The sequence below is a fragment of the Streptomyces sp. NPDC001002 genome, assembly GCF_053599215.1.
The window spans coordinates 1-9,560 of record NZ_JBSFLV010000240.1 but is presented as its reverse complement, the minus strand read 5'-3'; the positions used below and the strand labels follow the sequence as shown (position 1 = coordinate 9,560).

Genomic DNA, 9,560 nt, shown 5'->3' with positions numbered 1-9,560 from the left:
GGCACCGACCCACGTCGGCACCGCCGCCTGAGCGAGGGAGACTCGACATGGATTTGGACTGGAACGCACTCGGCCAGGTCGCCGCGGTGAGCATCGGCGTCACGGTGGCCGTGGTCGTCGTCTTCGCCCTCGGCGTCCTCGGTCTCGCCCGATTCGAGGGTGCGCGGGAGGATGGCGGGGGTACGTCCACCATCGGTGCCGCTCAGGCCGGTCTCTGCTTCCTGGCGTGTTTGGCCGTGGTGGCGTACGGGATCTATCTGATCGTGCCGCAGTTCCACTGACCTCGATGAACCCACCACAGGAGGAGGACGGGATGACGACGCAACCTCTGCTGTCCGACCTGAAGGTCGACTACAGCGACCCCGACGAGCCCGTGCTCATCCGGCCGGACGGAAGCCCGGTCGACACCTGGCGGGAGAACTACCCGTACCCGGAGCGCATGGAGCGCAAGGAGTACGACTGGCACAAGCGGCTCCAGCAGATCGAACTGCTGAAGCTGCAGAGCTGGATCAAGGAGACAGGCCGCCGGCTCGTCATCGTCTTCGAGGGACGGGACGCGGCCGGCAAGGGCGGCACCATCAAGCGGTTCACGGAGCACCTCAACCCGCGCGGGGCACGGGTGGTGGCCCTGGAGAAGCCCACCGAACGCGAGAGCGGCCAGTGGTACTTCCAGCGCTACGTCCAGCACCTCCCCACCGCCGGCGAGATAGTCCTCTTCGACCGCTCCTGGTACAACCGGGCCGGCGTCGAGCGGGTCATGGGCTTCTGCTCGGACGACGAGTACCGGCGCTTCATGCGCCAGGCCCCGTTGTTCGAGCGGATGCTCGCGGACGACGGCGTGGACCTGATCAAGTTCTGGTTCTCGGTCTCCCAGGGAGAACAGCGCACCCGCTTCACCATCCGCCAGGTCGACCCCGTACGGCAGTGGAAGCTCAGCCCCATGGACCTCGCGTCCCTGGACCTCTGGGACGACTACACCGCCGCCAAGGTCGCCATGTTCCGTGAGACCGACACCGAACACGCCCCGTGGACGGTGGTCAAGAGCAACGACAAGAAGCGCGCCCGCGTCGAGGCCATGCGCAGCGTGCTGGCCCGCTTCGACTACGACGACAAGGACGAGGAGGTCGTCGGCAGCCCGGACCCGCGCATCGTGGGCGAGGCGGCCGGGCTGCTGGAGGCGGGCGAGGACGACCAGGGGATCTTCGAGAGCGCCTGAGAGTCCGGACCTTGCCGACGGTCACGGGGTCGAGAGGACATGGGTCGACGGGATGCGGGTCAGCAGTACGGCGGCTGATTGGTGAGCGAGGCCGCCACCCGCATCCACACGTAGAAGAGCCGGTACAGGCCGGGCAACGCACCCTCGGCCTGTACCGTCCGCGCGTCCGTCGAGGTGACCCCGGGAATCCCCAGCAGGGTCGAGGGCACGGACGCCGACTGCCAGCGGACGGTGAGGGTGGACGGCCCCGAAGCCGCGGGCGGGGTGGGCAGCGGCGCGGCGAGCCGAGCGGCGACGGCCTCCTCGATCGCGGCCCGGGCCTCGTCCGACGGACGCAGCTGGGCGGCGAAGCGATCACGCGCGTACTTCACGGCCACGGTGGCGACGGAGCCGTCCCACTCCGCCATCTCCGCACAGGCGCGGTCGTCACCGGTGAGGACCACCACCGGCACCCCGAGCGCCGCCGCGGTGGCGTGCGCCAGCCCGATCTCGCCCACCGGCCGCCCGTCCAGCCACATGTCCTCGATCTCGTGACCCATGAAGCTGTGGCTCAGTACGCCGAGTTCGCCGGCCCGCGCGTGGTACCCGACGCAGATCACCGCGTCGTGCTCGGCACCGAGCCCTTCGAGCATGCCCATCTGCTTGGGCTTGCCCCGGATGAGCCGGGCCGCCGGATGCAGCGCCTCGGGCAGGAGGTTGCGCATGGGACCGTGCGCGTCATTGACGGTGACCTCACCGGCCCCGGCCGCGACGGCACCCCGCACGGCGGCGTTGACGTCCTCGGCCATCATCAGCCGCCCCCGCTCGTAGTCCCGTCCGCCGGGCTGGACGTCGTCGGCGTCCACGAGGCCGGTGATGCCTTCCATGTCCGCGGTGATGTAGATCCGCACTGTGCGTGTTCCTCCGTCGGCGGTAGCTGTGTCTCACGCCGAAGGGGCCCGGCCGGAGAATCCGGCCGGGCCCCTTCGGGATACCCGCTGACCTGCGATGGTGCACCGATCGCCGGTCCGTGGACGGGAAGTCCGTCAGGCCTTCTTGGTCTCCCAGAAGATCTTGTCGATCTGGGCGATGTAGTCGAGGGCCTTCTGGCCGGTCGCCGGGTCGGTGGACGCCTTGGCGGCCGAGAGGGCCTTCAGGGTGTCGTTGACCAGCTGGTGCAGCTCCGGGTACTTCTCGAAGTGCGGGGGCTTGAAGTAGTCGCTCCAGAGCACCGAGACGTGGTGCTTCGCGAGCTCGGCGCGCTGCTCCTTGATGACGGTGGCGCGCGCCTGGAAGTGCGGGTCGTCGTTGGCGGCCATCTTGTCCTGCACGGCCTTCACCGACTCCGCCTCGATGCGGGCCTGGGCCGGGTCGTACACACCGCAGGGCAGGTCGCAGTGCGCGCTGACCTTCACCTTGGGGGCAAACAGGCGGGAAAGCATGGAGCATTCCTTCCTCGTGATCGTCTTCTCAGGTGGGACATTACTCCCTGGGAAGCTTGATTTCGCGGGTGCCCCCTAGGGCTTAGGACAAAAGTCCAGGGTCAGACTGAGACTGGTGGATGAACGACCGGGGAGGTGCCGGGATGCCGGAGCTGTCGCAGGAGATCGAGCGGGGAAGGGCGCTGCTGCCCTTCGGGGTGGCCGAGGTGACCGGGCCGTCGATGGTGCCCACACTGCGACACGGGGACCGCCTCGTGGTGCGGTGGGGGGCCAGGATCCGGCCCGGTGACGTGGTCGTCCTGCGGCATCCGTTCCAACAGGACCTGCTGGTCGTCAAGCGCGCGGTGGAGCGCCGCGACGGCGGCTGGTGGGTGCTCGGCGACAACTCCTACGCGGGCGGGGACAGCACCGACTACGGAGCCGTCCCCGAGGACCTGGTGCTGGGCAAGGTCCGTTTTCGCTACCGGCCGCCCAAGCCGGATCAGCGCTCGCCGCTCGCGGTGGCCCGCTGGGCGCTCTCGGCGGCCCGGCCCGTACTGTCCGGCCGGTCGGCCTCCAGGCGTTTGCGGGCCCGGTAGGCGGCCACGTTGGCGCGGGTCGCGCAGCGGTCGGAGCAGTAGCGCCGGGAGCGGTTGGTCGAGGTGTCCAGGTAGGCGTTGCGGCACGGGGGCGCCTCGCACAGGCCGAGGCGGTCGACGCCGTACTCGGTGAGGTGGAACGCCAGGCCCATCGCCGCGATGGCCGCGTAGCCCGCGGTCGCGTTGGACGGGTGGTCCGCCAGGTGCATGTGCCACAGCGGGCGCCCGTCGTCGTCCCGGAAGTTGTGCCCGGAGATCTGCGGGCTGACCGGGAACTCCAGCAGGAGCGAGTTCAGCAGGTTCACCGCGAGTGTCTCGTCTCCGCCGTCCGCCGCCTCGAAGACCGCCCGCAGCCGCGCCCGGACCGAACGGAAGCGCGTGACGTCGGCGTCGGTGGTCCGCCGCGCCGACTCCTGGTTGGCACCGAACAGCTCCCGCACGGCCTCGACCGAGGTCAGCCCGTCCGTCCCCCGGGCCGGCTCCTCGGTGTTGACGAGACGTACGGCGTAATCCGAGTAATAGGCCAGTTCCACTTGTAGTCCTTACAGAGGCGCTCTATGGTCGTGGGTGCGGTCGGGTAACAGCCGGTCGTGCATCCAGGGTATTACGCGGCTGAGGGGAAGAGGGGAATCCATGGCCACTGCGACCGGAACCGACTGGCAGTCCTGGCAGGAGAGCTGGGACCGGCAGCAGGAGTGGTACATGCCGGACCGCGAGGAGCGGTTCCGGGTCATGCTCGACATGGTCGAGGCCTTCGCGGGACCCGAACCCCGCGTCCTCGACCTCGCCTGCGGCACCGGCAGCATCACCGCCCGGCTGCTCGCCCGCTTCCCGGACGCCACCAGCACCGGCATCGACCTCGACCCCGCCCTCCTCGCCATCGCGCGCGGCACCTTCGAGGGCGACGACCGCGTCACCTTCGTAGAGGCCGATCTCAAGGACCCGGACTGGGCCACGCGACTGCCGTACGAGTCGTACGACGCCGTCCTGACCGCCACGGCCCTGCACTGGCTGCACACCGAACCCCTCGCGGCCCTCTACGGGCAGATCGGCGAACTGGTTCGCCACGGCGGCGTCTTCATGAATGCCGACCACATGATCGACGAGACCACGCCCCGGATCAACGCGGCCGAATCCGGGCAGCGTCACCGGCAGATGGACCGGGCCCTGCGCAACGGCGCCCTCGACTGGGCCGAGTGGTGGCAGCGCGCCGCCCAGGACCCCGTCCTCGCCGCCCCCACCGCCCGCCGCTTCGAGATCTACGGCGAGCACGCGGACGGCGACATGCCCTCCGCCCAGTGGCACGCACGCGTGCTGCGCGAGAAGGGGTTCGGGGAGGCGCGTCCGGTGTGGTGCTCGCCGTCGGACACGTTGTTGCTGGCGCTCAAGTAGCCCGGCCCATACGGAAAGGGGCGGTACGGAGATCTCCGTACCGCCCCTTCACCGTCGTACCGCTTACAGCACCTTGGACAGGAAGGACTGCGTCCGCTCGTGCTGCGGGTTGGTCAGGACGTCGCGCGGGTTGCCGGACTCGACGACCACGCCGCCGTCCATGAAGACCAGGCTGTCGCCGACCTCGCGGGCGAAGCCCATCTCGTGGGTGACGACGATCATCGTCATGCCGGACTCGGCGAGGTCGCGCATGACGTCGAGGACGTCACCGACCAGCTCCGGGTCGAGCGCCGAGGTCGGCTCGTCGAAGAGCATCAGCTTCGGGTCCATGGCGAGGGCCCGGGCGATGGCGACGCGCTGCTGCTGGCCGCCGGAGAGCTGCGAGGGGTAGCTGGCCGCCTTGTCGGACAGGCCCACCCGGTCCAGCAGCTGCTGGGCGCGCTCCCTGGCCTGGGCCTTGCTCGCGCCCTTGACCTGGACCGGCGCCTCGATGATGTTCTCCAGCGCCGTCATGTGCGGGAACAGGTTGAAGCGCTGGAAGACCATGCCGATGTCCCGGCGCTTCAGCGCGACCTCGCTGTCCTTGAGCTCGTACAGCTTGTCGCCCTTCTGGCGGTAGCCGACCAGCTCGCCGTCGACGTACAGCCGTCCGGCGTTGACCTTCTCCAGGTGGTTGATGCACCGCAGGAAGGTCGACTTGCCGGAGCCGGAGGGGCCGATGAGGCAGAAGACCTCGCCCGACTTCACCTCCAGGTCGATGCCTTTGAGGACCTCGACGGCACCGAAGGACTTGTGGACGCCCTCCGCCTTGACCATGGGGACGCCGGTGTCGGGCACGGGCGCCGCTGTCGTCCGCTCGGTCATGCCGTGGCTCCCTTCCTGCTGAACACGGGTGCCAGGTTGGTCCTGATCCGCTGCCACGGCGTCGGCGGCAGGCTGCGGCTGGAGCCGCGGGCGTAGTACCGCTCGATGTAGTACTGCCCCACGCTCAGCACCGAGGTGAGGATCAGGTACCAGGCGGCGGCCAGGAACAGCATCTCCACCGGGGCGCCGGAGGTCTGGCCGATGTCCTGGGCGTAGCGCAGGAGTTCGTAGAACTGCACCGCCGAGACCAGCGAGGTGGTCTTCAGCATGTTGATGACCTCGTTGCCCGTGGGCGGCACGATCACGCGCATCGCCTGCGGGATGACGATCCGGCGCAGGGTCTTGCCGTGGCTCATGCCCAGGGCGTGCGAGGCCTCGGTCTGGCCCTCGTCGACCGAGAGCAGACCGGCCCGGCAGATCTCCGCCATGTACGCGGCCTCGTTGAGGCCGAGGCCGAGCAGCGCCGTCAGGAGCGGCGTCATGAAGTCCGACCAGTAGTTCTTGTAGATCGGGCCGAGGTTGATGTACTCGAAGACCAGACCCAGGTTGAACCAGACGAAGAGCTGGACCAGGACCGGGGTGCCCCGGAAGAACCAGATGTAGAACCAGGCGATGGACGAGGTCACGGGGTTCTTCGACAGGCGCATGACGGCGAGCAGGATGCCGCCGACGATGCCGATCAGCATCGACAGCACCGTCAGGAGCATCGTCTGGCCGACGCCCTTGATGATGCGGTGGTCGAAGAAGTAGTCCGGAACGGCGTTCCAGTTGATCTTTCCCTGGCCGAACGCGTAGATGATCGCGACCAGGGCGGCGATCGCGATGACGGCCGAGACGTACCGCCCGTAGTGCCGGACCGGGACGGCCTTGATGGCCTCCGGTCCGGCCGGGGGCGTGTCCTGCGGCCCCGCCGTCTTGTCGATGTCAGCTGTCACTGCTGTTGCCTCTCAGTGCCCGCCGGCCGCGGTCACTTGCCGCCGTTGACGGCGGCCGCGGTGACGGCGCCGTCGGCGACGCCCCACTTCGTGATGATCTTGCCGTACTCGCCGTTCTTGATGATCGCGTCGAGCGCGGCCTGCAGGGCGTCCCGCAGCTGGGTGTTGTCCTTGGCGACCGCGATGCCGTACGGGGCGGCCTCGACCTGCTCGCCGACGATCTGGAAGTCCTTGCCGCCGCCGGAGGTCTTCACGGCGTACGCGGTGACCGGGAAGTCGGAGGAGCCGGCCTGGGCGCCGCCCGAGCGGACCCGGGTCTGGGCCTGCTGGTCGTTGTCGAAGGACTCGATCGACAGCTTCTTGCCGCTCGGACACTTCTTGGCCTCGGCCTTGGCGAGGTCCTCGGAGACCGTGCCGCGCTGCACCGCGATCTTCTTGCCGCACAGGTCGGCCCAGGTCTTGATGCCCTGGTCGTCGCCCTTCTTGGTGTAGATCGAGACACCGGCGGTGAAGTAGTCGACGAAGTCGACGCCCTCGCCGACCTTCTTGCCGGTCTCGGAGTCGACACCGTCCTGGCGGTCCTTGGTGTCGGTCATCGCGGACATGGCGATGTCGTAGCGCTTGGAGCGCAGACCCGTGATCAGGGTGTCGAAGGTGCCGTTCTCGAACTCGAACTTCACGCCGAGCTGCTTGCCCATGGCGTCCGCGAGGTCCGGGTCGATGCCGACGGTCTTGCCGGAGCTGTCCTTGAACTCGACCGGGGCGTAGGCGATGTCGGAACCGACCTTGACGACCCCCTTGTCACGGATCGCCTGGGGGAGCTTGGCGGACAGCGGGGCCGAGCTGGTGGACGCGCTGCCGCTGTCGGAGCTGTCCTTGTCCTTGGTCTGGTCACCGCAGCCGGCGAGCAGCAGAGTGCCTGCGACCGCGATCGCACCCACTGCGGCCAGGCGGTGGTGCGCGGCGGTGGTACGAAGCGTGGAGCGTGCGGTCATCTTGGGTTCCTCCGGCGGATGGGTTGATTTGCCGACAGGTCGACAGTGCCGTTGGGTCGACGAGAACACACGGCTTCGGGTGTCGCGACCTTGTGTGATTACGGCATCTTGCCATTCGGACTGAGCCGTTCAAGGTGCCAGCCATGTCAAAATCGGATAACGGGTGACCCCCGAACCGCACCGGTTCGGTACGACATGTCCGGACCATCTGCGGGAATCCACTGTTCCGGCCGGAAGATCTTCGGTGCGTCCCAGGATGCGGACCGGTGCCCCGAGGCGTTGATCACTGTTTCGGCGCCGGTCAGAGGCTTGTCAAGGACGTGTCCCCTTATTTCATGACGATTCTTGTCATCGAGATGTGACCTTCTCAACCCGCGATGTGACCTTGCGCCGAATGGACTCGTCCTCGGCGCGGGGCGTCCGGTAAGAAGGTGCTCTACACCCCTCATCCGGGGCCCCGGGCGCGTGTGCGACGCGCCCGTCGCGTATGACCCGTACGCATCAATCGAGCGGGCATGCGCGGTCCCGCCCACTTCTCACCCGAAGTGGCCCACCCTCAACCATTGAACACTTAAGGGGTAAAACAAAGTGGCAGCGGAGATCGTCAATCCTCGCAGCGACAACAAGCCGGGACATAGCGACCAGGACGGTGGGGCCGAGCCCCTCGATTCCTTCGACCCGGCGTTCGCGCTCCACCGCGGCGGCAAGATGGCCGTGCAGGCCACCGTGCCGCTCCGTGACAAGGACGACCTGTCCCTGGCGTACACGCCCGGCGTCGCGCGCGTGTGCACCGCCATCGCCGAGCAGCCGGACCTGGTCAACGACTACACCTGGAAGTCGTCCGTGGTGGCCGTGGTCACCGACGGTACGGCGGTGCTCGGCCTCGGCGACATCGGCCCGGAGGCCTCCCTCCCGGTGATGGAGGGCAAGGCCATCCTGTTCAAGCAGTTCGGCGGCGTCGACGCGGTGCCGATCGCGCTGGCCTGCACCGACGTCGACGAGATCGTCGAGACCGTGGTGCGCCTCGCCCCGTCCTTCGGTGGCATCAACCTGGAGGACATCTCGGCGCCGCGGTGCTTCGAGATCGAGCGCAAGCTCCAGGAGCGGGTCGACATCCCGGTCTTCCACGACGACCAGCACGGCACGGCGGTCGTCACGCTGGCCGCCCTGCGCAACGCTGCGCGGCTGAGCGGGCGGTCCATCGCGGATCTGCGGGCCGTCATCTCGGGCGCCGGCGCGGCCGGGGTCGCCATCGCCAGGATGCTGGTCGAGGCCGGCATCGGCGACGTCGCGGTCGCCGACCGCAAGGGCGTCGTCTCGGCCGACCGGGACGACCTGACCTCCGTCAAGCGCGAGGTGGCCGGCTTCACCAACAAGGCGGGCCTGACGGGCTCCCTGGAGGACGCCCTGTCCGGCGCCGACGTCTTCATCGGCGTCAGCGGCGGTACGGTCGCGGAGGCGGCGGTCGCCTCCATGGCCGAGGGCGCGTTCGTGTTCGCCATGGCCAACCCGGACCCCGAGGTGCACCCCGATGTCGCGCACAAGTACGCGGCGGTCGTGGCGACGGGTCGGTCCGACTTCCCGAACCAGATCAACAACGTGCTGGCGTTCCCGGGCATCTTCGCGGGCGCGCTGCAGGTGCGGGCCTCTCGGATCACGGAGGGGATGAAGATCGCGGCGGCGGAGGCCCTGGCCGGTGTTGTGGGGGATGACCTCGCTGCGGATTACGTGATCCCGTCGCCGTTCGATGAGCGGGTTGCCCCGGCGGTTACGTCGGCGGTGGCTGCGGCTGCCCGGGCCGAGGGCGTTGCCCGTCGCTGACGGTTCGCTTGTGCGGGCCGGTGGGGGTGCGCGTCCTGGGGGCTGCGCCCCCAGACCCCCATCGGCCTGCGGCCTCGTCCTCAAACGCCGGACGGGCTGAAAAGTGCCAGAGCCAGGCCGGTGGAGAAGGAAGCGCCGGTCGGCGTGCGGGCAGAAGGCCCCTGAGCGCGGCCGGGCCGAGAAGCGCTGGTCGGCGTTCATCGCAAGAGGGCGTGTGTCACAGAGCCGGCCGGTTCCCCCGCGCAACCGGCGGAGCCTATCGTCGAGGCCATGTTCGCCGTCTACGCCGCCCGAATCGACCGCGACCAACCGCTCGCCGGACTGGAGCTGGGGGATCG

General features: G+C 68.8%; 11 protein-coding genes. 5 read left to right on the top strand and 6 right to left on the bottom strand.

Annotated elements, in window-relative coordinates; all coding sequences use genetic code 11:
• The first annotated feature begins 47 nt into the window (after positions 1-47).
• Positions 48-281 carry a hypothetical protein gene (locus tag ACWDR3_RS46045; RefSeq protein WP_450358676.1) on the top strand — a complete coding sequence of 78 codons (234 nt, stop codon included), beginning with the start codon at positions 48-50 and terminating at the stop codon, positions 279-281.
• Positions 282-313: 32 nt separating this feature from the next.
• The gene (gene ppk2 / locus ACWDR3_RS46040; RefSeq protein ID WP_123997807.1) at positions 314-1,216 is read left to right on the top strand and encodes a polyphosphate kinase 2; all 903 of its coding nucleotides are present in this window, start codon (positions 314-316) and stop codon (positions 1,214-1,216) included.
• 59 nt (positions 1,217-1,275) lie between these two features.
• Here ppk2 and ACWDR3_RS46035 read toward each other — a convergent pair whose 3' ends face one another.
• Both ACWDR3_RS46035 and sodN read right to left on the bottom strand, forming a co-directional pair.
• The gene (locus ACWDR3_RS46035; protein WP_450358675.1) at positions 1,276-2,106 is read right to left on the bottom strand and encodes a M55 family metallopeptidase; all 831 of its coding nucleotides are present in this window, start codon (positions 2,104-2,106) and stop codon (positions 1,276-1,278) included.
• A gap of 135 nt (positions 2,107-2,241) precedes the next feature.
• Positions 2,242-2,637, bottom strand: coding sequence for a superoxide dismutase, Ni (sodN, locus tag ACWDR3_RS46030; RefSeq protein WP_019075224.1), 396 nt, complete (start codon positions 2,635-2,637; stop codon positions 2,242-2,244).
• Between the two features lie 143 nt (positions 2,638-2,780).
• Between sodN and sodX the strand changes: the two genes are divergently transcribed.
• On the top strand, positions 2,781-3,215 hold the full coding sequence (gene sodX / locus ACWDR3_RS46025; protein WP_450358674.1) for a nickel-type superoxide dismutase maturation protease: 435 nt from the start codon (positions 2,781-2,783) through the stop codon (positions 3,213-3,215).
• On the opposite strand, the gene ACWDR3_RS46020 is transcribed toward sodX, so the two are convergent.
• Positions 3,119-3,748 (bottom strand): CGNR zinc finger domain-containing protein, encoded by a 630-nt coding sequence (locus ACWDR3_RS46020; RefSeq protein ID WP_450358673.1) that lies wholly within the window; start codon positions 3,746-3,748, stop codon positions 3,119-3,121. The two genes, sodX and ACWDR3_RS46020, sit on opposite strands and share 97 nt — an antisense overlap.
• A gap of 100 nt (positions 3,749-3,848) precedes the next feature.
• Here ACWDR3_RS46020 and ACWDR3_RS46015 point away from each other — a divergent pair, with 100 nt between their 5' ends.
• Entirely contained in the window at positions 3,849-4,607 is a 759-nt protein-coding gene (locus ACWDR3_RS46015; RefSeq protein ID WP_450358672.1) for a class I SAM-dependent methyltransferase, read from the top strand.
• Between the two features lie 63 nt (positions 4,608-4,670).
• Here ACWDR3_RS46015 and ACWDR3_RS46010 read toward each other — a convergent pair whose 3' ends face one another.
• Genes ACWDR3_RS46010 through ACWDR3_RS46000 form a run of 3 tightly spaced genes read right to left on the bottom strand, consistent with a single transcriptional unit; the run spans position 4,671 to position 7,401 of the window.
• Positions 4,671-5,423 (bottom strand): amino acid ABC transporter ATP-binding protein, encoded by a 753-nt coding sequence (locus tag ACWDR3_RS46010; RefSeq protein WP_450358677.1) that lies wholly within the window; start codon positions 5,421-5,423, stop codon positions 4,671-4,673.
• Positions 5,424-5,467: 44 nt separating this feature from the next.
• Positions 5,468-6,406 carry an amino acid ABC transporter permease gene (locus ACWDR3_RS46005; RefSeq protein WP_450358671.1) on the bottom strand — a complete coding sequence of 313 codons (939 nt, stop codon included), beginning with the start codon at positions 6,404-6,406 and terminating at the stop codon, positions 5,468-5,470.
• Between the two features lie 32 nt (positions 6,407-6,438).
• Positions 6,439-7,401, bottom strand: a complete 963-nt coding sequence (locus ACWDR3_RS46000) for an ABC transporter substrate-binding protein (RefSeq protein WP_450358670.1) — start codon at positions 7,399-7,401, stop codon at positions 6,439-6,441.
• A gap of 588 nt (positions 7,402-7,989) precedes the next feature.
• Between ACWDR3_RS46000 and ACWDR3_RS45995 the strand changes: the two genes are divergently transcribed.
• Entirely contained in the window at positions 7,990-9,222 is a 1,233-nt protein-coding gene (locus tag ACWDR3_RS45995) for an NAD(P)-dependent malic enzyme (protein ID WP_450358669.1), read from the top strand.
• The last annotated feature ends 338 nt before the right edge of the window (positions 9,223-9,560 follow it).

Bases quoted from the DNA above. Each gene is read 5' to 3' on its own strand.
- sodX (WP_450358674.1), top strand. From the start codon at position 2,781: ATGCCGGAGCTGTCGCAGGAGATCGAGCGGGGAAGGGCGCTGCTGCCC.
- ACWDR3_RS46010 (WP_450358677.1), bottom strand. From the start codon at position 5,423: ATGGTCAAGGCGGAGGGCGTCCACAAGTCCTTCGGTGCCGTCGAGGTC.
- ACWDR3_RS46000 (WP_450358670.1), bottom strand. From the start codon at position 7,401: ATGACCGCACGCTCCACGCTTCGTACCACCGCCGCGCACCACCGCCTG.
- ACWDR3_RS46045 (WP_450358676.1), top strand. From the start codon at position 48: ATGGATTTGGACTGGAACGCACTCGGCCAGGTCGCCGCGGTGAGCATC.
- sodN (WP_019075224.1), bottom strand. From the start codon at position 2,637: ATGCTTTCCCGCCTGTTTGCCCCCAAGGTGAAGGTCAGCGCGCACTGC.
- ACWDR3_RS46015 (WP_450358672.1), top strand. From the start codon at position 3,849: ATGGCCACTGCGACCGGAACCGACTGGCAGTCCTGGCAGGAGAGCTGG.
- ppk2 (WP_123997807.1), top strand. From the start codon at position 314: ATGACGACGCAACCTCTGCTGTCCGACCTGAAGGTCGACTACAGCGAC.